23 protein-coding genes and 1 pseudogene are annotated in these 21,236 nt (G+C 58.4%); 8 read left to right on the top strand and 16 right to left on the bottom strand.

The annotated features are described in order from the left end of the window. Positions 1–2: 2 nt before the first annotated feature. Entirely contained in the window at positions 3–956 is a 954-nt protein-coding gene (gene exbB, locus ACA056_RS28290) for a tonB-system energizer ExbB (RefSeq protein WP_497269378.1), read from the bottom strand. Between the two features lie 189 nt (positions 957–1,145). Between exbB and ACA056_RS28285 the strand changes: the two genes are divergently transcribed. Then, positions 1,146–2,003: an SDR family oxidoreductase gene (locus tag ACA056_RS28285; protein ID WP_497269376.1), complete on the top strand. Its 858-nt coding sequence runs from the start codon at positions 1,146–1,148 to the stop codon at positions 2,001–2,003. 140 nt (positions 2,004–2,143) lie between these two features. Here the strand turns inward: ACA056_RS28285 and ACA056_RS28280 are convergent, their stop codons facing one another. From ACA056_RS28280 to ACA056_RS28255, 6 genes are all read right to left on the bottom strand, one after another. Further along, positions 2,144–2,884, bottom strand: coding sequence for a hypothetical protein (locus ACA056_RS28280; protein WP_497269374.1), 741 nt, complete (start codon positions 2,882–2,884; stop codon positions 2,144–2,146). Positions 2,885–2,939: 55 nt separating this feature from the next. Next, positions 2,940–3,320, bottom strand: a complete 381-nt coding sequence (locus tag ACA056_RS28275; protein ID WP_003229509.1) for a RidA family protein — start codon at positions 3,318–3,320, stop codon at positions 2,940–2,942. A 24-nt stretch (positions 3,321–3,344) separates the two neighbouring features. Next, positions 3,345–5,450 (bottom strand): bifunctional GTP diphosphokinase/guanosine-3',5'-bis pyrophosphate 3'-pyrophosphohydrolase, encoded by a 2,106-nt coding sequence (gene spoT, locus ACA056_RS28270; RefSeq protein WP_033059343.1) that lies wholly within the window; start codon positions 5,448–5,450, stop codon positions 3,345–3,347. Between the two features lie 56 nt (positions 5,451–5,506). Next, complete coding sequence (gene rpoZ, locus ACA056_RS28265; RefSeq protein ID WP_007894670.1) at positions 5,507–5,770, bottom strand: DNA-directed RNA polymerase subunit omega; 264 nt, start codon at positions 5,768–5,770, stop codon at positions 5,507–5,509. 167 nt (positions 5,771–5,937) lie between these two features. Further along, the gene (gene gmk, locus ACA056_RS28260; protein ID WP_076029287.1) at positions 5,938–6,558 is read right to left on the bottom strand and encodes a guanylate kinase; all 621 of its coding nucleotides are present in this window, start codon (positions 6,556–6,558) and stop codon (positions 5,938–5,940) included. Positions 6,559–6,570: 12 nt separating this feature from the next. After that, on the bottom strand, positions 6,571–7,434 hold the full coding sequence (locus tag ACA056_RS28255) for a YicC/YloC family endoribonuclease (RefSeq protein ID WP_008150145.1): 864 nt from the start codon (positions 7,432–7,434) through the stop codon (positions 6,571–6,573). Between the two features lie 270 nt (positions 7,435–7,704). Here ACA056_RS28255 and rph point away from each other — a divergent pair, with 270 nt between their 5' ends. The 3 genes from rph to gltS all read left to right on the top strand — a co-directional run bounded on the left by rph (position 7,705) and on the right by gltS (position 10,438). After that, a complete protein-coding gene (gene rph, locus ACA056_RS28250) occupies positions 7,705–8,427 on the top strand; it encodes a ribonuclease PH (RefSeq protein ID WP_010465211.1) in 723 nt (240 codons plus the stop codon). 28 nt (positions 8,428–8,455) lie between these two features. Continuing rightward, on the top strand, positions 8,456–8,824 hold the full coding sequence (locus ACA056_RS28245; RefSeq protein ID WP_140675527.1) for a DUF4870 domain-containing protein: 369 nt from the start codon (positions 8,456–8,458) through the stop codon (positions 8,822–8,824). Positions 8,825–9,232: 408 nt separating this feature from the next. Then, positions 9,233–10,438, top strand: coding sequence for a sodium/glutamate symporter (gene gltS / locus ACA056_RS28240; protein ID WP_497269370.1), 1,206 nt, complete (start codon positions 9,233–9,235; stop codon positions 10,436–10,438). An 86-nt stretch (positions 10,439–10,524) separates the two neighbouring features. Here gltS and crc read toward each other — a convergent pair whose 3' ends face one another. Then, positions 10,525–11,304, bottom strand: a complete 780-nt coding sequence (gene crc, locus ACA056_RS28235) for a catabolite repression control protein Crc (RefSeq protein ID WP_007934608.1) — start codon at positions 11,302–11,304, stop codon at positions 10,525–10,527. Positions 11,305–11,386: 82 nt separating this feature from the next. Here crc and pyrE point away from each other — a divergent pair, with 82 nt between their 5' ends. Continuing rightward, on the top strand, positions 11,387–12,031 hold the full coding sequence (gene pyrE / locus ACA056_RS28230) for an orotate phosphoribosyltransferase (protein ID WP_054048446.1): 645 nt from the start codon (positions 11,387–11,389) through the stop codon (positions 12,029–12,031). A 63-nt stretch (positions 12,032–12,094) separates the two neighbouring features. Here the strand turns inward: pyrE and ACA056_RS28225 are convergent, their stop codons facing one another. From ACA056_RS28225 to coaBC, 7 genes and pseudogenes are all read right to left on the bottom strand, one after another. Continuing rightward, positions 12,095–12,478, bottom strand: a complete 384-nt coding sequence (locus ACA056_RS28225) for a hypothetical protein (RefSeq protein ID WP_497269367.1) — start codon at positions 12,476–12,478, stop codon at positions 12,095–12,097. Beyond that, the gene (locus ACA056_RS28220) at positions 12,465–13,037 is read right to left on the bottom strand and encodes a hypothetical protein (protein WP_497269365.1); all 573 of its coding nucleotides are present in this window, start codon (positions 13,035–13,037) and stop codon (positions 12,465–12,467) included. Before ACA056_RS28220 ends, ACA056_RS28225 begins: the two co-directional genes overlap by 14 nt. 17 nt (positions 13,038–13,054) lie before the next feature. Next, positions 13,055–13,315 (bottom strand): hypothetical protein, encoded by a 261-nt coding sequence (locus ACA056_RS28215; protein WP_497269363.1) that lies wholly within the window; start codon positions 13,313–13,315, stop codon positions 13,055–13,057. A gap of 190 nt (positions 13,316–13,505) precedes the next feature. Continuing rightward, positions 13,506–14,411 carry an acetylglutamate kinase gene (gene argB / locus ACA056_RS28210; protein WP_008007602.1) on the bottom strand — a complete coding sequence of 302 codons (906 nt, stop codon included), beginning with the start codon at positions 14,409–14,411 and terminating at the stop codon, positions 13,506–13,508. A gap of 25 nt (positions 14,412–14,436) precedes the next feature. Next, positions 14,437–15,813, bottom strand: a pseudogene (locus ACA056_RS28205) (phosphomannomutase/phosphoglucomutase); the annotation flags it as partial. 267 nt (positions 15,814–16,080) lie between these two features. Further along, positions 16,081–16,536, bottom strand: coding sequence for a dUTP diphosphatase (gene dut / locus ACA056_RS28200; RefSeq protein WP_497269360.1), 456 nt, complete (start codon positions 16,534–16,536; stop codon positions 16,081–16,083). A 5-nt stretch (positions 16,537–16,541) separates the two neighbouring features. After that, entirely contained in the window at positions 16,542–17,750 is a 1,209-nt protein-coding gene (gene coaBC / locus ACA056_RS28195) for a bifunctional phosphopantothenoylcysteine decarboxylase/phosphopantothenate--cysteine ligase CoaBC (RefSeq protein ID WP_123367155.1), read from the bottom strand. 136 nt (positions 17,751–17,886) lie between these two features. Here coaBC and radC point away from each other — a divergent pair, with 136 nt between their 5' ends. After that, positions 17,887–18,561, top strand: coding sequence for a RadC family protein (gene radC, locus ACA056_RS28190; RefSeq protein ID WP_497269358.1), 675 nt, complete (start codon positions 17,887–17,889; stop codon positions 18,559–18,561). Positions 18,562–18,698: 137 nt separating this feature from the next. Here radC and ACA056_RS28185 read toward each other — a convergent pair whose 3' ends face one another. Beyond that, positions 18,699–20,285, bottom strand: a complete 1,587-nt coding sequence (locus ACA056_RS28185) for an ABC transporter substrate-binding protein (RefSeq protein WP_497269356.1) — start codon at positions 20,283–20,285, stop codon at positions 18,699–18,701. A 447-nt stretch (positions 20,286–20,732) separates the two neighbouring features. Here ACA056_RS28185 and rpmB point away from each other — a divergent pair, with 447 nt between their 5' ends. Together rpmB and rpmG are read left to right on the top strand one after the other, a co-directional pair. Next, entirely contained in the window at positions 20,733–20,966 is a 234-nt protein-coding gene (rpmB, locus tag ACA056_RS28180) for a 50S ribosomal protein L28 (RefSeq protein WP_007894701.1), read from the top strand. A gap of 11 nt (positions 20,967–20,977) precedes the next feature. Beyond that, entirely contained in the window at positions 20,978–21,133 is a 156-nt protein-coding gene (gene rpmG, locus ACA056_RS28175; RefSeq protein ID WP_007894709.1) for a 50S ribosomal protein L33, read from the top strand. Positions 21,134–21,236 lie beyond the last annotated feature (103 nt).

Raw genomic sequence — 21,236 nt, 5'->3', positions numbered from 1 at the left:
GATTACCCCACTTTCACCATGTGCGGTTGCGAGCTGCGCTCGGACGGCTGGTGGTCGAGGTCGCGGCTGACCAGCAGCAGGACTTCTGCCGACGCATCGGACACCTGCGCCTTGTAACCGGCGATGGAACGGGCAAAGACGTTGTAGATCACAACGGCCGGAATCGCCGCAACCAGACCCAGCGCGGTCGCCAGCAGGGCTTCGGCGATGCCGGGAGCCACGACGGCGAGGTTGGTGGTCTGGGTTTTGGCGATGCCGATAAAGCTGTTCATGATGCCCCACACGGTGCCGAACAGACCCACGAACGGCGCAGTGGAACCGATGGTCGCGAGGACGCCGGTGCCGCTGCTCATGTTGCGACCGCAGGCTGCAACCAGGCGCTCAAGGCGGAAGGCGACGCGTTCCTTGATACCTTCTTTCTCGCGGCTGTTGGCCGACAAGCGCATCTCTTCCAGGGCGTCATGCACCAGCAAGTTGGCGAGGGTGCCTTGCTTGGTGGCTGTCACACTGGCTTCTTTAAGGGTGGTGGCTTTTTTCAGGTGGACGATTTCGCTGCGCAGACGACGCTTGGCGCCCATCAGCTCGAAGCCCTTGGCGATCCAGATGGTCCAGGTGATGATCGAGGCGATGGCCAGACCGATCATCACGATTTTCACGATGATGTCAGCGTTTTGGTACATGCCCCACGGCGACAGGTCGTGGGCCATGCCCAGGGAGTTGTCGGCTTCGAGGACTTCGGGAACGGCTTCGGCGGTGGTGTCTATGGCTTGGGCCGGGTCGGTCGCAGCCGGGGTAACATGATCGGCTGGAGCTGCAGTGGCTGCCGGAGCGGCTGGCGCTTGTGCGTCAGCGAAAGCGGCGGTCGGCGCCAGCATCAGGCTGAGCAGCAGGGCGGCCACTGCGCTCCAGGCGCGAGGTCGTTTGGTTGGCGAAGCGGGGAATTGATTGCGTGTCATGCTGGCCGGACCTGAGAAAGAAAAAGGGTAAATGTTCTTCCAGGCCTCGCGAGGCCGAGAACAAAAGTGGCAGGCATTATTGCAATTAATTCTTGTTAACAAAAGTAATAGAGTATCTTTTTTTCCTTCATTGCTAGCCGCTCGTCCATTGCCAGCGCTAGTCTGTGCCTTTCTGATGGGAGTTTTCTGATGTCCGCGCCCTCTGTTTTGATCGCCGGCTGTGGTGATGTTGGTAGTCGTCTGGCCACGCAATTGTTGGCTGGCGGATGGGAGGTTCACGGCTTGCGGCGTGACGTCTCGCGTCTGCCAAAGGGCGTGATCGGCGTTGCCGGTGACTTGTTCAATGAAGACTGTCCAGCGACCTGGCCAGTCGGAGCGGTGGATTACCTGGTGTATTGCGCGGCCGCCACCGATCACGACGAAGCCGGTTACCGCGCGGCCTATGTCCAGGGTTTGCAGCATGTGCTGGAGTGGCTGAACGACTACGGGCAGGTGCCCAATCGCCTGCTGTTTGTTTCCAGCAGCAGTGTGTATGGCCAGCAGGATGGCGAGTGGGTCGATGAGACTTCGCCGACCATTGCAACAGGCTATTCGGGTCGATTGATGCTAGAGGCGGAGCAAGTGGCGCTCGATAGTGGCATCCCGGCCAGCATCGTACGTTTGACCGGCATTTACGGCCCAGGTCGCGAATGGCTGCTGACTCAGGTCCGTCGGGGTTATCGCGTGGCCATCGATCCACCGTTGTACGGCAATCGCATTCACGCCGACGACGCGGCGGGGTTGATGGCGTGTCTGCTTGAAGCGGATCGTCGCGGTGTGGCGCTGGATGACGTCTACATTGGTGTGGACGATGCGCCTGCACCGCTGGCCGAAGTGGTGGGCTGGTTGCGTGAGTATCTGGGCGTGACCGAATGGGCCGAAGACGCGAGCGTGCGCCGCACTGGCAGTAAGCAATGCAGCAATGCTCGGGCGAAAGCCTTGGGCTGGACGCCGAAGTACCCAAGTTATCGCGAAGGCTATGCTGCCATCCTCGAAGGGCGCAGCTGACTTCCAGATACCGCTAACCAAATGTGGGAGCGAGCTTGCTCGCGATGAGGCCCTAACGTTCAACATCATCGTTGACTGTTATGCCGCCATCGCGAGCAAGCTCGCTCCCACATTGGTTTTGTGTTGGCTTTAAGGCCGGATTACTGCTTTTCCAGCAACCACTTGCGATCACCCGGGGTGAACTGCGGCATTTCATCCGCCTGTGCGGTGTTCACTGCCTGGAGGATTTCCAGTTCCTTGCCCTTGCGCGCAAAGATCCAGGTGTTGCCCTGACCATTCGCCTGTAGCCACATGTTGTCATTGCCGCCGCTCATCGACGCGCAATCGCCCGCCAGACACAAGGCATAACGATCCGCCCCCGGCAGACCTGCAACCTGGCCGTCAGCCTGGAATTGCACGGTATTGCCTTCACCGGGACCGCTGACGACTTTCCAGCTGCCGCCCATGTAGGCCGAATACAGTGCGCGTTCAAAACTGGCGCCCATCGGTGCCCCGTCCGGCACCGTAACCTGCGCGCGGTCGAAGACTTGCTCCGGCTCATTGTCGCTGGCGACTTGACTCAGTTGCTTGCCGTCACGCTTCAGCTCACTGGCGGAGCTGCCATAAAAATCGACTTTCCAGGCGCCAGACTCTGTGCCCAGCAGCTTGCCGTCGACATTTTCAAAACCGTTGGTGTAGCGGGCCTGACCGGCCTTGGTGTTGACGTCCCATTCCAGGTTCGGGCCATAGGCCTGGAGCGCTTCGCGCAGGGGGCCGCCTTTGGCTGCTGCATCGATCGCCACCTGATTGATCCAGGTGCCGCTGATGTCACGGTCGGCAGGGTTGCTGGCACAACCGCCCAAGAGTAGGGCGACCAGCGAGAGAGCTAGCGCTTGGCGCATGGTGGAATCCTTTCAGAAACGAAGTCGGCGCAACCCTTGGGCTGCGCCGGATGTATTACTCGATGACCAGAATGGCATCCATCTCAACCTGCGAACCCTTTGGCAGGGCAGCAACGCCGATGGCGGCGCGGGCAGGATAAGGCTGGTCAAAGTACTTGCCCATGATCTCGTTGACCTTGGCAAAGTGGCTCAGGTCGGTGAGGAAGATGTTCAGTTTGACGATGTCCTTGAACGAACCGCCGGCAGCTTCGGCCACGGCTTTGAGGTTCTCGAACACCTGGACGGTCTGGGCTTCGAAGCCTTCTACCAGTTCCATGGTTTTTGGGTCCAGAGGAATTTGACCCGACATGTAAACGGTGTTGCCGGCCTTGATCGCCTGGGAGTACGTGCCGATAGCGGCCGGGGCCTTGTCGCTGGTGATAACTGTTTTGGTCATGAATGACTCCTTGTAATGAGTGGCTTACGCACGCATGCGAGTGATGCGAATCACCCCGGTCAGAGCGCGCAGTTTCTTGATCACGCGAGCCAGGTGCACGCGGTCGTGCACACTGACCACCAGTTGGACCACGCTGATGCGACCATCGCGTTCGTCCATGCTGATTTTTTCGATATTGCCGTCGGCCGCGTTGACGCTGCTGGCCAGCAGAGCGATCAGGCCGCGCTGGTGTTCCAGCTCGACGCGCAGCTCGACATTGAATTCGCCGGTGACATCCTTGGCCCACGAGAGCTGGATGCATTTTTCCGGGTTGTGGCGGATTTCGCTGATGTTGCGGCAGTTGTCCAGGTGCACGACCATGCCTTTGCCTGCGGACAGGTGGCCGACAATCGGGTCGCCCGGGATCGGTGTGCAGCACTTGGCGTAACTGAGCACCAGGCCTTCGGTGCCGCGAATCGCCAGAGGGCCTTCCGCACTTGGCAGCTGTTCGCCTTCGCCAAGCAGTCGGCGGGCGACCACGTAAGCCATACGATTGCCCAGGCCGATGTCTTCGAGCAGGTCTTCGATCAGTTCGAGGCGGTACTCGGTGAGCATCGCTTTGACGCGCTCGGCTGCGACTTTCTCCAGCGAGCTGTCGAAACCGTTGAGGACCTTGTTCAGCAGGCGTTCGCCGAGGCTGATGGATTCGGAGCGGCGTTGCAGTTTCAGCGCATGGCGGATGTGAGTCCGCGCCTTGCCGGTGACCACGAAGTTGAGCCACGCCGGATTTGGCCGCGCGCCGGGGGCGCTGACGATCTCGACCGTGGAGCCGCTTTGCAGCGGTTCGGACAGCGGTGCGAGACGACGATTGATCCGACAGGCAATGCAGCTGTTGCCCACGTCGGTGTGCACCGCGTAAGCGAAGTCGACCGCCGTGGAGCCTTTGGGCAGCTCCATGATCCGGCCTTTGGGCGTGAACACGTAGACCTCGTCCGGGAACAGGTCGATCTTCACGCTCTCGATGAATTCCAGCGAGTTGCCGGCCCGTTGCTGCATCTCCAGCACGCCTTTGACCCACTGACGGGCGCGGGCATGAGTGCCTTTTGGCTGCTCGTCGCCGCTGGATTTGTAGAGCCAATGCGCGGCGATGCCGTTGTTGGCCATCTCTTCCATTTCACGGGTGCGGATCTGGATCTCGATCGGTACACCGTGCATGCCGAACAGCGTGGTGTGCAGCGACTGGTAGCCGTTGGCCTTGGGGATCGCGATGTAATCCTTGAAGCGCCCCGGCAACGGTTTGTACAAATTATGCACAGCACCCAGCACGCGGTAGCAGGTATCGACCTTGTCGACGATGATCCGGAACGCATAGACGTCCATGATCTCATTGAAGGCCCGACGCTTGCCGCGCATTTTCTTGTAGATGCCGTAGAGGTGTTTCTGACGACCGCTGACCTCGCCCTGAATGCCGTCGATGGCCAGGCAGTGGCTGAGTGACTCTTCGATCTTGTTGACGATTTCCTTGCGGTTGCCCCGGGCGCGTTTGACCGCCTGGTTGATCCGTGCGGAACGCATCGGGTGCATCGCCTTGAAGCCGAGGTCTTCGAATTCTATGCGGATGGCGTGCATGCCCAACCGGTTGGCGATAGGCGCATAGATTTCCAGGGTTTCCTTGGCGATCCGTCGGCGTTTTTCGCCGGACAGGACTTCCAGGGTCCGCATGTTGTGCAGGCGGTCGGCCAGTTTGACCAGGATCACGCGAATATCGCGGGCCATGGCCATGGCCATTTTCTGGAAGTTTTCAGCCTGGGCTTCGGCCTTGGTCTCGAAGTTCATCTGGGTCAGTTTGCTGACCCCGTCGACCAGTTCGGCCACGGTTTCGCCGAATTGCGCTTGCAGCGCTTCCTTGGCAATACCGGTGTCTTCGATCACGTCATGCAGCATCGCAGCCATCAGGCTCTGATGGTCCATGTGCATGTCGGCAAGAATATTCGCAACCGCGAGTGGGTGCGTGACGTACGCCTCACCGCTACGGCGGCGTTGGCCGTCGTGGGCTTGTTCGGCGTAGAAGTACGCTCGGCGGACCAGGTTGACCTGGTCCTTGCCGAGGTAGGTCGATAAGCGATCGGCGAGGGCGTCTATGCTCGGCATGATGAAACCTGCCGTTCTCTGTGACCCCGCGCCGTGCTACGTCGACCAGGCATGGCTTAGACTGCCTCGTTGGACTCGTCCTCGAACGCTGCGAACAGCGGTTCGTCTTCGACGATTTCAGCGTTGGCGATGAACTCGTAGCTCATCAGGCCTTCAGCGATTTCACGCAAGGCTACAACGGTAGGCTTGTCGTTTTCCCACTGAACCAGTGGCTCTTTGCCGCCGGTGGCCAGTTGACGGGCACGCTTGGTAGACAGCATGACCAGCTCAAAGCGGTTTTCCACGTGGTTTAGGCAATCTTCAACGGTTACGCGGGCCATGGTATTCCTCGGAGCGAATGCAATATGCGCGCTGCCCGGTTGGGCGAGCGGACTCAACAGTTTAAAAAATCACCAGCGATTAGGGAAGCGCTGATTTTTTGACCAAGCCCTTCAACGCGCTGCAAGTGCCAATGTAAAGCCCTTGCAGCGGTTTTGGGAAGCGCTGTTTAGCCGAGCAATTCGGCCAAAAGTTTTCCGTGGCGCTGCTGCTGGCGCTTCTGATGCAGCTGATTGGCACGGAAAATCGCCTGCAAATCGCGCAGTGCGTGGGCGAAATCGTCGTTGATGATCAGGTAGTCGTAGTCGACGTAGTGGCTCATTTCGCTGACGGCTTCGCGCATCCGGCCTTCGATGATCTCGTCGCTGTCCTGACCGCGATTGGTCAGGCGCTGGTGCAAGGCTTGCAGGGACGGCGGCAGAATGAAGATCGAACGAGCCTGGGGCATCAACTTGCGCACTTGCTCGGCGCCTTGCCAGTCGATTTCCAGGATCAGGTCGTGGCCTGCGTCGAGGGTCTGCTGCAAGTGGCTTTGCGAGGTGCCGTAGAGATTGCCGAACACTTCGGCGCGCTCCAGGAAGTCGCCATGTTCGCCCATCTTCACAAAAGCTTCGCGGGAGACGAAGTGATAGTTCACGCCGTTCACTTCGCCGGGGCGCATGGCGCGGGTGGTGTGGGAGACGGAGACGCGGATCTCCTGATCAGCGTCGGTCAGGGCCTTGACCAGGCTGCTTTTACCCGCGCCCGAAGGTGCGGAAATGATGTACAGGGTGCCGGTGCTGTGGGTCATGTCAGGGTTGCCTTACTCAATATTCTGCACTTGTTCGCGCATCTGCTCGATCAACACTTTGAGGTTGACCGCCGCCTGGGTGCTGCGCGGGTCGAAGGCTTTGGAGCCCAGTGTGTTGGCTTCGCGGTTGAGCTCTTGCATCAGGAAGTCCAGGCGCCGACCGGCAGCGCCACCGGATTTGAGCACCCGGCGAACTTCGATGATGTGAGTGCTCAGGCGATCCAGTTCTTCGGCGACGTCGCTCTTTTGCGCGAGCATGACCATTTCCTGCTCCAGCCGCTGCGGATCCATCTCGGCCTTCATGTCGGCAAAGCGGTCGAGCACTTTCTGGCGCTGGGTGGCGAGCATCTGCGGGACCAGTTCACGCAGGGTCACCACGTCTTCTTCAATGGAGGTCAGGCGATCGTTGATCAACCGCGCCAGCTCCGCGCCTTCGCGCTCGCGGCCGGCCTTGAGTTCTTTCAGGCCTTCGTTGAACAGCGCCAGGGCTTCGGCATTCAGGGCTTGCGGGTCGGTCGCATCGCCCACCAGCACGCCGGGCCAGGCCAGGACTTCCAGCGGGTTCAGCGCGGCCGGATTTTTGATCAGGCCGGCGATGGTCTCGGCGGCGGCGACCAATTGCGCGGCGCGCTCGCGGTCCACTTGCAGTGGCTTGTCGGTATTTTCTTCGGTGAAGCGCAGGGTGCATTCGAGCTTGCCCCGGGAGATTCCCTGACGCAGCGCTTCGCGGACCGCGCCTTCGAGGTCGCGAAAGGACTCAGGCAGACGCAAATGCGGCTCCAGGTAGCGGCTGTTGACCGAGCGCAGTTCCCAGCTCAGGGTGCCTTGGGCGCCGGCTTTTTCGACGCGGGCGAAGGCGGTCATGCTGTGCACCATGGAGGTACCTCGCAATGCAGGTTCATGCGTTACCAAAGGTTTCGCAGGCCTGATCTATATGAATTTAAGCCCAGAGGCAGCAAAGGCGCAGGATTGTAGCTCAGTGGGACGGATGCGCCCAAACACACGGTGTGACAAAGGGCTGCAGGCCGTCGGTAAAGCGCTATTCAGGGCCTTCAGTCGTCGGGGGATTTTTTTAGAAGTGCCCACTCGCGGCCCTGCGGCTCTATAATGCTCCGCAGTTTTCCGTCCCCAGTACAGGTACTCCCTATGAAACGTCCAAGTGGTCGCGCTGCCGATCAGCTCCGCTCGATCCGCATTACCCGCAACTACACCAAACACGCCGAGGGATCTGTACTGGTCGAGTTCGGTGATACCAAAGTCATCTGCACCGTCAGCGTCGAGAACGGCGTGCCGCGTTTCCTCAAGGGTCAGGGCCAAGGCTGGTTGACCGCTGAATACGGCATGCTGCCGCGCGCTACTGGCGAGCGTAACCAGCGTGAAGCGAGCCGCGGCAAGCAAGGCGGCCGCACCCTGGAAATCCAGCGTCTGATCGGTCGTTCCCTGCGCGCTTCGCTGGACATGTCCAAGCTGGGCGACGTCACTCTGTACGTCGACTGCGACGTGATCCAGGCTGACGGTGGCACCCGCACCGCGTCCATCACCGGCGCCATGGTTGCACTGGTCGATGCCTTGAAAGTGATCAAGAAGCGCGGCGGCCTGAAAGGCGGCGACCCGCTGAAGCAAATGATTGCTGCCGTATCGGTGGGCATGTATCAGGGTGAGCCGGTACTCGACCTCGACTACCTGGAAGACTCGGCTGCCGAGACCGACCTGAACGTGGTGATGACCAGCACTGGCGGCTTCATTGAAGTCCAGGGCACTGCCGAAGGCGCTCCGTTCCAGCCGGAAGAACTGAACGCTATGCTTGAGTTGGCGAAGAAAGGCATGACCGAAATCTTCGAGCTGCAAAAGGCTGCACTGGCCGACTGATCGGACTGCTCCAGGCAAGGAGGGCGTTATGAGTGACGAGCAACAGTTGCTTCCCACCCCGAGCAAAGAGGTTCGGCAGTGGGCGATGTTTTGTCACCTGTCCGCCTTGCTGGGGATCTGGGTTCCGTTCGGCACGTTGATCGGCCCGCTGATTCTCTGGCAGATGAAGCGCGAAATGGACCCATTCATCGATGCGCAGGGCAAGGAGGCGCTGAACTTTCAGATCACCGTCGCCATTGCCTCCGCCATCTGCTTGCTGCTGATGGTGGTGATCGTCGGGTTCTTCCTGTTCGGTCTGTTGGCGATTGGTGCGCTGGTGCTGACGATTATCGGCGGCGTGAAGGCCAATGAAGGGGTGCCGTACCGGTATCCGTTCACTTGGCGGCTGATCAAATAACGCTCAGCGCTAGATTCCCTTGTGGGAGCGACCGCTGTGTGAAAATGCAGTTCGCCACGCTTTAAAGCAAATGCCCTGACTTGTCGGGGCATTTGCTTTTTTTAATTGGATTAACTTCCCAAACGTTGCCGTTAGCAATATCCAGCTGCCGCAGGTATTGCTGCGCACTATCGCACTTACACTTCTAGTCACAACTGCTTCGTCTCAGCGCCGCCTATGTGCTTGGCAATGAGACTTCGCGGTTGATAAAGTTGCCCCAAGTAATATTCATTCAGAAATATTTCGATATATTCAGACCATTGAAGGTCCTTGAATTTAAAGCAAATCAGTGTTGAGAAGATCAGCCTGTTCATGAGGCGTGTCCAGGTAAAAAGTTCGCCCCTGAATATATGTAAAAGAATAATCCCAATGGTTCAGCTCGATTTTTATGGAACACTTGTGGCCGCCTCTTTAGTGCTGTTATTGGGGCGCGGACTAGTCACCCGAATCGGTTTTTTACGCAACTACAATATCCCTGAACCTGTAGCCGGTGGCCTGGTGGTTGCTCTGCTTCTCCTGGCTTTGCGGGGACTTGATATTGACGTCCGATTTGACACCTCGCTGCAAACTCCCTTGATGTTGGCTTTTTTTGCCACCATCGGCTTGAGCGCAGACTTCGCCAGCCTGAAGAAAGGCGGGCGCGTAGTGGGAATCTTTCTACTAGCGGTCACCACGCTTTTGGTGGTCCAGAATGCCATGGGCATCGGGCTCGCAACGGCGTTGGGGCTTGATCCTTTGATGGGCTTGCTGACAGGTTCGATTACGTTGGCGGGCGGTCATGGTACAGGCGCTGCGTGGGGAGCGGTGTTCAGTGAGAAGTACGGTCTGGCTTCTGCCTCTGAGCTCGCGATAGCCTCTGCGACGTTTGGCCTGGTGTTGGGTGGCTTGATTGGTGGTCCGGTCGCTCGCCTGCTCATCAAACGTGTCCAGGTGCCCGGCCTCAAGCAAGAAAAGCCACGGCTGCCAAAGGGCTTTGAGCAACCGAACAAAGAGCGCTCGATCACGCCATTTTCGTTTATCGAGACACTCGCTCTGATCGCGGTCAGCTTGCTGGTTGGTTCTCTCCTGAATGGTCTGCTCCAAGGAACTGCATTTGAGCTGCCGACGTTCGTTTGCGTCTTGTTCGTGGGTGTGATTTTACGGAACGGGCTTTCAGCGCTTGGCTTGTATCAGGTGTTTGAGCGTGAAGTTTCCGTGTTGGGGAATGTCAGCTTATCGCTGTTTCTGGCGATCGCTCTGATGTCGCTCAAACTGTGGGATCTGGCAGCACTGGCTTTGCCGATCTTTATCATCCTGGCTGCGCAAGCGTTGGTCATGGCACTGTTTGCGATTTTCGTGACATTCAGAATGATGGGCAGCAACTACGATGCGGCAGTTCTGGCAGCGGGGCACTGCGGTTTCGGACTAGGGGCAACGCCAACTGCCATCGCTAACATGCAAGCGGTGACACAGCGTTACGGACCTTCGCAGATTGCGTTTCTAGTGGTGCCAATGGTGGGTGCTTTCTTCATCGACATTATTAATGTCATCGTGATCAAGTTGTATCTGGCGCTGCCATTTTTCGCCGCTGTTTGAAGGTATAACGCATAAGAAAAATGCCCGTATCTTTCGATACGGGCATTTTCGTCAACCGGTCAGCAGGTTTTCGAGTCAGCGAAAACCTAGATAGTCAGCGTCCAGTCGTAGTCCACGATCAGCGGTGCGTGCTGTGAGAACCGTGGCTGACGAGGCAAGCGCGCGCTACGTACGAAACGGCGCAGACCCGGCGTCAGCAACTGATAGTCGAAACGCCAACCGAGGTTGAGCATTTCAGCCTGTTCGTTATCCGGCCACCAGCTGTACTGGTCACCTTCACGGCTGACTTCACGCAGGGCATCGACATAGCCCATGTTGCCGACAATCTCGTCCATCCAGGCACGTTCAGGTGCCAGGAAGCCCGGGGATTGCTGGCTGTCACGCCAGTTTTTGATATCCAGCTTCTGTTGCGCAACGTACAGCGAGCCACAGTAAATGTACTCGCGACGTTTGCGTCGCTGTTTATCCAGATAACGGGCGAAATCGTCCATTAGCTTGAACTTCTGGTTCAAGTCTTCATCGCCGTTCTGCCCCGAAGGGAGCAGTAAGGTCGCGATGCTGACCTTGTCGAAATCGGCTTGCAGGTAGCGCCCGTAGCGGTCGGCCGTCTCGAAGCCGAGACCGCTGATGACTGCCTTCGGTTGCAGCCGCGAATACAAAGCCACGCCACCTTGGGCGGGAACTTCGGCTTCGCAGGCATAAAGGAAGTAGCCATCCAGTTGGAAGGCTGGATCGTCCAGTTCAAAGGCGGAGGCGCGGGTGTCCTGCAGGCAGATGACGTCGGCATTCTGTGCTTGCAGCCAACTGAGCAACCCTCGCTCCACTGCAGCCTGAATACCATTGACGTTCACACTGATGATCCGCATAAATGGCCCCAAAAATCGCGTGCGTGTATGATACACGGCGTCAACCTAATTAGCTAAATCCGTGGTATTTGGGGTTTTTTTCATGCAAGCGTATCAGCGCGATTTCATTCGTTTTGCCATCGATCGCGGCGTTTTGCGCTTCGGCGAGTTCACCCTGAAGTCCGGGCGCACCAGTCCTTACTTCTTTAATGCCGGCCTTTTCAACTCAGGTTCGGCCCTTGCGCAGCTGGGTCGTTTCTACGCGGCAGCCATCGTCGAGAGCGGCATTTCGTTCGATGTATTGTTTGGCCCGGCGTACAAAGGCATCCCTTTGGCGGCGACCACCGCAGTGGCCCTGGCCGAACATCACGAACGTGATCTGCCATGGTGCTTCAACCGCAAGGAAGCCAAGGCTCACGGCGAAGGCGGCAGTCTGGTCGGCGCACCGTTGACCGGCGACGTGCTGATCATCGACGACGTGATTACCGCGGGCACTGCCATCCGCGAGGTGATGCAGATCATCGCTTCCCAGGACGGCGCCAAGGCGGCGGGTGTGCTCATCGCCCTGAACCGTCAGGAGCGTGGCAACGGCGAGTTGTCGGCGATCCAGGAAGTGGAACGTGACTTCGGCATTCCGGTGATCAGCATTGTTTCGCTGAACCAGGTGCTGGAATTCCTGGCTGACGATCCGCAGCTCAAGCAACACCTGCCAGCGGTTGAAGCCTACCGCGCGCAGTTCGGCGTCTGACCACAATCACCTGTGGGCAAACAAAAGACCCCGCTCAGCCAGGCTGAGCGGGGTCTTTTTTTGTCAGTGCAGTCTTCGCCATTTTCCTATTAGTTTGAGTGTCAATCCCAGGTTAAACAGAGCAAACACCAGCAGTGCCAGGACGACTAACACGTAAAGCGTGCGATCCACATCGAAATCCCACAGATCCAGCGTGCTGCTGCGTGTGATCCGCACGGCGGCCGGCAGATTGACGTAAAACAGCGCCACGAAGGTGCAAGTCAGCGGCAATGCACAGCTGAAGAAAACATTTCTCACCTGCTTCCGGCTGCGTTTTCTCGCCTGCGGACCTGATTGTCTTTCATCCAGCTCCAACGCTTCATGCAGCCTGGGCCAAGCCAGATTGAACATGAAAGTGGTCAGAGTCAGCAGCAAACCGCTGACCGCGACAATGTCACTGAACGGCATTCAGACCAAGCGTTCTGCACAACAAGTCGTGAGAGTCTTCGCTGATTTCGAACAGCCCGGCGCTGCCTTTGCGTTTGGTGATGGGTTTGAAGGTCGGCTCGTTCTGGGTGATCAGCATGTTCAGTTCATCACGAATGACGTCGGAGCTGATGACCACCAGGTAAACCGTCTGCGCATGGTCTGCGGTTTCGATCACGGCCCGCATGCTGTTGTGCAGGATTTCGTCGAGTTGGTTACGAAACCGCGAGACGGTGTTCTTCAGGAGCGTTTTGCTTTGGCTCTGGGTCAGTTGAAAGATCGTTGATATCTGCGATTCGGTCGGCAGCGTTTGCCCGAAGTAGCTTTGAATCAGATACAGCAATCGATCCTGCTTGGCCTCATCTGCTCTACTGGGCATGCCGCCTTCAACTAGCATTTTCAGGTATTCGGTCAGACTCGCTTTGGCTATTCGCTGTAGCGCGTGGGCAATTTCGTTGTCGGAAATCCTCAACGTCTTTTTGACCGGTTCCTTTTGTTCGAGGTCGAAGGCCTGGGCGTCGATCGTGAACGAGATCTGCATGACTCATTCCCCTAAGGTTATTTTTTGCTGGCGGGGCTGGATGTCTCGGCCTTTTTGATCTCGACGGGTTTGTCGGTTTTCTTCGGGTATGGATCATTCACGGCGTCGCCCTGGCCGGTCAGAACCTTCCATCCATTAAGCGTATGGATTGATTTCTGATACTGAGGGCACGGCGGGATCGAGGTTTTTGCCTGATTCGAATATCGATGTCCGCAGTCCACGCATTCAAAGGTGCCTGCTGAAACATCGCTGCCGTAAGGAACGTAGTTTTTTTGCATGAGGTCGTTCTCCTGTGGATACAGGGAAGATCCTATGCGGACTGATGCTGGCTGGATGTAGGACGTTTCGCTTTGTCAGGTCAGGCATTTCCTGCGCGCATAAAAAAGATCGCAGACTTCGTCAGCTCCTACGGAATATTCGTACATCCATAGGTGCTGCTGAAGGCTGCGATCTTTTGACGTTCTTGAATCAGTGACGCTTGCGATTGCTGATCAAAGTACCCACACCGGTGTCGGTGAAGATTTCCAGCAGAATCGCATTCGGCACCCGGCCATCGATGATCAACGAACTACCCACGCCACCTTGCACGGCTTCCAGCGCGCAACGGATCTTCGGCAGCATGCCGCCGTAGATGGTGCCGTCGGCGATCAAGTCGTCGACCTGTTGGGTGGTCAGGCCGGTCAGGACCGTGCCCGACTTGTCCATCAGGCCGGCGATGTTGGTCAGCAGCATCAGCTTTTCAGCTTTCAGCGCTTCAGCAACTTTGCCCGCCACCAAGTCAGCATTGATGTTGTACGACTCACCGTTGGCACCCACGCCGATCGGCGCGATCACCGGGATGAAGTCACCTTTGACCAGCAGGTTCAGCAGGTCGGTGTTGATCCCGACCACTTCGCCCACCTGGCCGATGTCGATGATTTCCGGCTGGGTCATCTCCGGCGTTTGGCGGGTCACGGTGAGCTTCTTCGCACGAATCAGTTCGGCGTCTTTACCGGTCAGGCCGATGGCGCTGCCGCCATGACGGTTGATCAGGTTGACGATGTCCTTGTTGACCTGGCCGCCGAGGACCATTTCCACCACGTCCATGGTTTGCGCGTCAGTCACGCGCATACCATCGATGAAGTGGCTCTCGATCGACAGACGCTTGAGCAGGTCGCCGATTTGCGGGCCGCCGCCGTGAACCACCACCGGGTTAATGCCGACGGCTTTCATCAGTACGATGTCGCGGGCGAAGCCGGTTTTCAGCTCCTCGCTTTCCATCGCGTTGCCGCCGTATTTGATCACCAGCGTCTTGCCGACATAGCGGCGAATGTAAGGCAGCGCTTCGGACAGGACCTTGGCGGTGTTGGCGGCGGCTTCGCGTTCGAGGGTCATTCAGGGCTCCGGGTGCTTCGTTAAATCAAAACGGTAATTGGAGATCAGGTGCAACACGCTTCAACTGGACTTTGAATACGTCCTTGATGCGCTGCAATTCCGCCTCGTCATCGGCCTCGAAGCGCAGCACCAGCACCGGTGTGGTGTTGGACGCGCGAACCAGGCCCCAGCCTTTGGCGTAGTCGACTCGCACGCCGTCAATGGTGGTCAGGTCGGCGCCTTCGCCCCACTTCGCGTCGTGCAGAGCATCAATGATGCTGAATTTGCTCTCTTCGGTCACATGGATATTGATTTCCGGCGTAGAAATATCGTTCGGGAAGGTCGCAAACAGCTCTTCCGCGGTGGATTTTTCTTTGCTGAGGATCTCCAGCAGACGCGCGGCGCTGTAAATGCCGTCGTCGAAACCGAACCAGCGCTCCTTGAAGAAGATGTGGCCGCTCATTTCGCCGGCCAACAGGGCGCCGGTTTGTTTCATTTTCTTTTTGATCAACGAGTGACCGGTCTTCCACATTAGCGGACGGCCGCCGTATTCCTTGATCAGTGGCGTCAGGCGACGGGTGCATTTGACGTCGAAGATGATTTCCGCGTCAGCGTTGCGCGCCAGCACGTCGCGGGCGAACAGCATCAGCAGACGGTCCGGATAAACGATGCTGCCGGTGTTGGTCACCACGCCGACACGGTCGCCGTCGCCGTCGAAGGCCAGGCCCAGGTCAGCGTTGGTTTCCTTGACCTTGGCGATCAGGTCCACGAGGTTTTCAGGCTTGCCCGGATCTGGATGGTGGTTCGGGAAGTTGCCGTCGACGTCGCAGAACAGCGGGATGACTTCGCAGTTCAGCGCTTCGATCAGTTGCGGGGCGATCACGCCGGCCGCGCCGTTACCGCAGTCGACCACGACTTTGAGGCGGCGAGCCAGTTTGATGTCCTGGACGATTTCGGTGTTGTAGCGGTCGAGGATTTCGACCTGGGTGATGCTGCCCTTGCCGCTGCTCAGGTTGTTGGTCTTGAGGCGTTCATGCAGGGCCTGGATCTGTTCGTTGGCCAAAGTGTCGCCAGCGATCACGATCTTGAAGCCGTTGTAGTTCGACGGGTTGTGGCTGCCGGTGAGCATCACGCCGGATTTGCCGGCCAAGACGTTGGCGGCGTAGTACAGCGCAGGCGTTGGCACCAGGCCGACGTCGCTGACGTGGCAACCGCTGTCGGCGAGGCCTTTGATCAGTTGTTCGACCAGTTCCGGACCGGACAGGCGACCGTCACGGCCGACGGAAACGTTCGGTTCATCCTGGGCCAGGCTCTGGGAGCCGATGGCGCGACCGAGCCAATAAGCGGTTTCAGCGTTCAAGAATTCCGGGACGGTGCCGCGAATGTCGTAGGCGCGGAAGATGCTGTCGGGAAACTTGGGTGCGACTTGGGCTGGGGTGCTCATCTGTAGAAATGCTCCATCTCGAAAGTGGCTGGACCTGCCGCGAAGAACTCGTCAGCAGGTTCAAACTGAAGGGTATGACGGCGTTTTCCACTGAGAGTTCGTGGTGTGTAAAGGCCATGACCCCGACATCAGCGTGTTATGGAACGGCCAATGCGTTGATTTTCAGTGATAAACCTTCCAGATGACGTCTGTGCAATTTGTGGTGAGAGAGCTTGCTCCCTCACCACAAGGTCGTCAGCTTTTCGATCAATGGCTGCCGGAATGCCCGAAACCGCCGGTGCCGCGTTCGGTTTCAACGAACTCCTCGACCATCTCGAAGTGCGCTTGAACCACCGGCACCAAAACCAGCTGGGCCAAACGCTCGCCGACCACGATGTTGAAATCGGTCTGGCCACGGTTCCAGCACGACACCATCAGCGGGCCTTGATAATCGGAGTCGATCAGGCCGACCAGGTTGCCCAGCACGATGCCGTGCTTATGGCCCAGGCCCGAGCGCGGCAGAATCAGCGCCGCCAAACCCGGATCGCCAATGTAGACGGACAGGCCTGTCGGGATCAGCAGGGTTTCGCCCGGCTTGATGACGGTGTCTTTTTCCAGCATGGCGCGCAGGTCGAGGCCGGCGGAGCCTGGCGTGGCGTACTGCGGCAGCGGGAAATCGGTACCGATGCGAGGGTCGAGGATCTTGGCTTGCAAAGCGTGCATGTAAATTAAACCTGGTTCAGACGTTCGGCGATAAAAGTGATCAGCTGGCGAGCAATCTTGCTCTTGCTGGTCTGGGCGAAAAGTGTGGCGTGTAGCTGGCGGTCGATCACGCTGCACGCGTTTTCTTCGCTGTTGAAGCCAATACTCGGGTTGGCGACGTCGTTGGCGACGATCAAATCGAGGTTCTTGTCTTTCAACTTGCGTGCAGCGTAATCGAGCAAGTGTTCGGTTTCGGCGGCGAACCCGACACTGAACGGACGGTCGGGGCGAGTGGCAATGGTGGCCAGAATGTCTGGGTTACGCACCATCTGTAGCAACAAGCCGTCGCCGTTCGTAGGGTCTTTCTTGAGTTTCTGTGGGGCGACGACTTCCGGACGGTAATCCGCGACCGCTGCCGAGGCGATGAACAGGTCGCAAGGAATCGCGGCTTCACACGCGGCAAGCATGTCGCGGGCGCTGACCACGTCAATGCGTGTGACGCGATCCGGGGTCTGCAGGTGCACCGGGCCGGTGATCAGGGTTACGCGGGCGCCGGCTTCCACCGCGGCTTCGGCCAGGGCAAAGCCCATTTTTCCGGAGCTGTGGTTGGTGATGTAGCGTACCGGGTCGATGTTTTCCTGGGTCGGGCCGGCGGTGATCAGCACGTGTTTGCCGGTCAGCGCTTGACGCTGGAAGCAGTCCGCCGCGCACTGGGCGAGGTCGGTGGCTTCGAGCATGCGCCCCATACCGACATCGCCGCAGGCCTGGCTGCCGGAGGCTGGGCCGAAGGTTTTCAGGCCGCGGCTTTCGAGGGTTTGCAGGTTGGCCTGGGTGGCCGGGTCGCGCCACATGGCCTGGTTCATCGCCGGGGCAACGGCGACCACGGCGTCGGTGGCCAGCACCAGCGTGGTCAGCAGGTCGTCGGCAATGCCTTGGGCCAGACGGGCAATGAGGTCCGCGGTGGCGGGGGCGATCAGCACCAGGTCGGCCCATTTGGCCAGCTCGATGTGGCCCATGGCAGCTTCGGCCGCCGGGTCGAGCAAATCGAGGTGGACCGGATGCCCGGACAAGGCCTGCATGGTCAACGGTGTGATGAACTCGCTGCCGCCGCGGGTCATGACCACGCGCACTTCGGCGCCCTGGTCGATCAGGCGGCGAACCAGGTCGGCGCTCTTGTAGGCAGCAATGCCGCCGCCGACGCCCAGAACGATGCGTTTCCGATACAGCCGCTGCATAGGTCTGCCTTTCATTTCGTTGATGACTGCATGGCGATACCCCCTCCCCAGGGATGAAATCGCCAGCAAAAAAGATGGGCTACGATATCACAGCGACCGCTACGGAACAGCGGCGCCCACAGACCAGGGAGGTGCTATGAGTATTCGTGATTGGCCGGCGGCGGAACGGCCGCGGGAGAGGTTGCTTGAGTTGGGCTCGGGGAGCCTTTCGGACGCTGAACTGCTGGCGATTTTTTTACGAACCGGTGTGTCGGGTAAAAGCGCGGTAGATCTGGCGCGACACCTGTTAAATCAGTTTGGCAGTCTGCGTGCACTGCTCGAGGCCGATCAGGAAGCGTTCAGCAGGCAGTTGGGGCTCGGGCCGGCGAAATTCGCACAGTTGCAAGCGGTCCAGGAAATGAGCCGGCGGCATTTGGCCGAACGTGCGCGCCAAAAATCGGCGCTGGAAAATCCGCAGGCGGTTCGTGATTACCTGAAGTCAATGTTGCGCCATGAGCCTCACGAGGTGTTCGGCTGTCTGTTTTTGGATTCCAGGCATCAAGTGCTGACCTTTGAAGTGCTGTTTCGCGGCTCCATCGACAGCACCAGTGTCTATCCGAGGCAAGTGGTTAAACGCGCGTTGGCCCACAACGCCGCAGCGTTGATCCTCTGCCATAACCATCCGTCGGGTAATACCAACCCCAGTCAAGCCGACCGAACGCTGACCAAGCGCCTGCAAGAGGCGCTGGACCTGATCGATGTGCGGGTGCTCGACCATTTCATCATCGGTGACGGCGATCCGCTGTCCATGGCTGAGTACGGGTGGATGTGAAAGAGGTTTTCGGAATTAAGTGAGTCCCTGTGGGAGCGAGCTTGCTCGCGATGGCGTCCCTTCAATCACTGAATAGGGTGACTGACACGACGCCATCGCGAGCAAGCTCGCTCCCACAGGGTTTGTGGTGACGCTGATTACTTGAGGATGACCTTCGAGTAATCCTGGCGACCAAACGGGCTGACCTGATAACCCTCAACGTCCTTGCGCGTCAGCGCGAAGGCGGCCGGGTGGGCCAGCGGCAGCCACAACGCCTGCTGCTGGATCTGTGCCTGGGCCTGTTCGTAGAGCTTGGTGCGCACGCCTTGCTCGCCGGTGGTCTTGCCGGCGCTGATCAGCTTGTCCAGGTCCTGGTTGCAGTAACGGGCGAAGTTGGTGCCGGATTTGACCGCGGCGCAGGAAAACTGCGGCGTGAGGAAGTTGTCCGGGTCTCCGTTGTCGCCGGCCCAGCCCATGAACAGCAGGTCGTGCTCGCCAGCCTTGGCGCGGCGAATCAGCTCGCCCCATTCGATCACCCGAATCTCGGCCTGGATGCCGATTTCCGCGAGGTCCGATTGCAGCATTTGAGCGCTGAGGCTCGGGTTTGGGTTGAGCAGACTGCCAGAAGGTCGGGTCCAGATGGTGGTCTGGAAACCGTCCTTGAGCCCGGCCTTCGCCATGAGTGCTTTGGCTTTTTCGACGTCATGCGGATAACCCGGCAGGCCTTTGGCATAGCTCCAGGTGTTCGGCGGGTATGGACCGTTGGCAGGTTCGGCGGTGTCTTCGAACACGGCTTTGACGTAGTTGGCCTTGTCGAACGCGAGGTTGATCGCCTGGCGCACCTCGGGTTTATCCAGCGGTGGATGCTGGCTGTTGATGCCGACGAATGCGGTCATGAAGGCGTCAGTCTTTTCGACTTTCAGGGTCGGTTCTTTCAGCGCTGCCTGTACGTCCAGAGGCTTGGGCGACAGGGCGATCTGGCACTCGTTGCGGCGCAATTTCTGCAAGCGCACATTGGCGTCAGGGGTGATGGCGAAAATCAGTGGATCCACCGAAGGCTTGCCGCGGAAGTAGTCCGGGTTGGCCTTGTAGCGGATCGAGGCATCTTTCTGGAAGCGCGTGAAGATGAACGGCCCGCTGCCGATTGGCTGGCTATTGAGCTTCTCCGGGGTGCCGGCCTTCATCAGTTTGTCGGCGTATTCGGCGGAGTAGATCGAGGCGAAGCCCATGCTCAGCGTCGGGAGGAAGGTCGAGTCCGGGTGGTCAAGGGTGAATCGTATGGTCAGCGGGTCCAACGCGTCGATCTTCTTGATCAGCGCTGGCAATTGCATCGACTGGGCGTGCGGGAAGCCGCTTTGGGCGACCTTGTGCCACGGGTTTGCCGGTTCGAGCATGCGGTCGAAGCTGAACTTCACGTCCTCGGCGGTCAGGTCACGCGTCGGACTGAAGTACTCGGTACGGTGGAATTTCACCTGCGGATGCAATTTGAAGACATAGGTCAGGCCGTCGGGCGTGACTTCCCAGCTGTCGGCGAGGCTGGCGACCACTTTGCCGCTGGCGGTATCGAAGTCCACCAAACGGTTCATCAGCACGTCAGCCGAGGCGTTGGTGGTGGTCAGCGAGTTGTATTGCACCACGTCGAACCCTTCCGGGCTTGCCTCAGTGCAAACGCTCAGAGCGGCGGCATGGGCCAATGGGCTCAGCAGAAGAGGGGCGAGCAACAGCGGTAGGGCAGCGAGGCGCATGGTCGGATTCCTTTACAGATCGAAGGCCCATCTGCAAGTGCAGTCTGGAAAAGGCTTACCCTAGTGGGCTCTTTTGTAAATGACTATCCCCTTTTTCATTTTAAGGGGACTATAGGCGATTGTTTTCGGTGAGTACCGGTTGAGCAAAACCCTGGATTGGCCTGTTGGCCGATTCTCTGCGACGAGCGGTCTTCGTCGACGATAGCCTTTATCCAAGGCGCTCGTGGCCAGAAAAACGGGGTTTTTATTAAGTCTGTGCACACGGAATGTTGTTGCTCTCTAGTCTTTCTGGTATAAAGCAGCGCTCTTTTCTAGGGGCCCGGTTCCTTCACTTGTAGGTGTAGCCGGTAAGACCTCTAAAGAAACGCGGCGCCTGGCGCCAAATGACTGAGAGATTAAGCGGCCAACCCATGCCGGGTTGGGCATGTGGTTTTAGAGGGCTGAGGCATGTCGAGAGTATGTCAAGTTACCGGTAAGGGTCCGGTGACTGGGAATAACATTTCCCACGCAAACAACAAAACCCGTCGTCGTTTCCTGCCGAACCTGCAGCATCACCGCTTCTGGGTTGAAGAAGAGAAACGTTTCGTGCGTCTGCGCGTATCTGCCAAAGGCATGCGTATCATCGACAAGCGTGGCATCACTGTCGTGCTGGCCGAAATCCGCAAAGCTGGCAAGATCTAAGGGAGCTAATCATGCGTGAATTGATTCGTTTGATTTCGAGCGCCGGTACTGGTCACTTCTACACTACCGACAAGAACAAGCGCACTACTCCGGACAAAATCGAGATCAAGAAATTTGATCCGGTTGTTCGCAAGCACGTGATCTACAAAGAAGGCAAAATCAAGTAATTGATTTTTCCTCCTTACGAAAAAGGCCCGTATCGCGAGATACGGGCCTTTTTTGTTGCCTGCAGGTTTTGTGTTGGCTGTCAGGCCCCATCGCGAGCAAGCT

Source organism: Pseudomonas sp. LBUM1666 (genome assembly GCF_059695775.1).
Note: the sequence above shows the minus strand (reverse complement) of the source record. Positions and strands in the feature narration are given on the sequence as shown.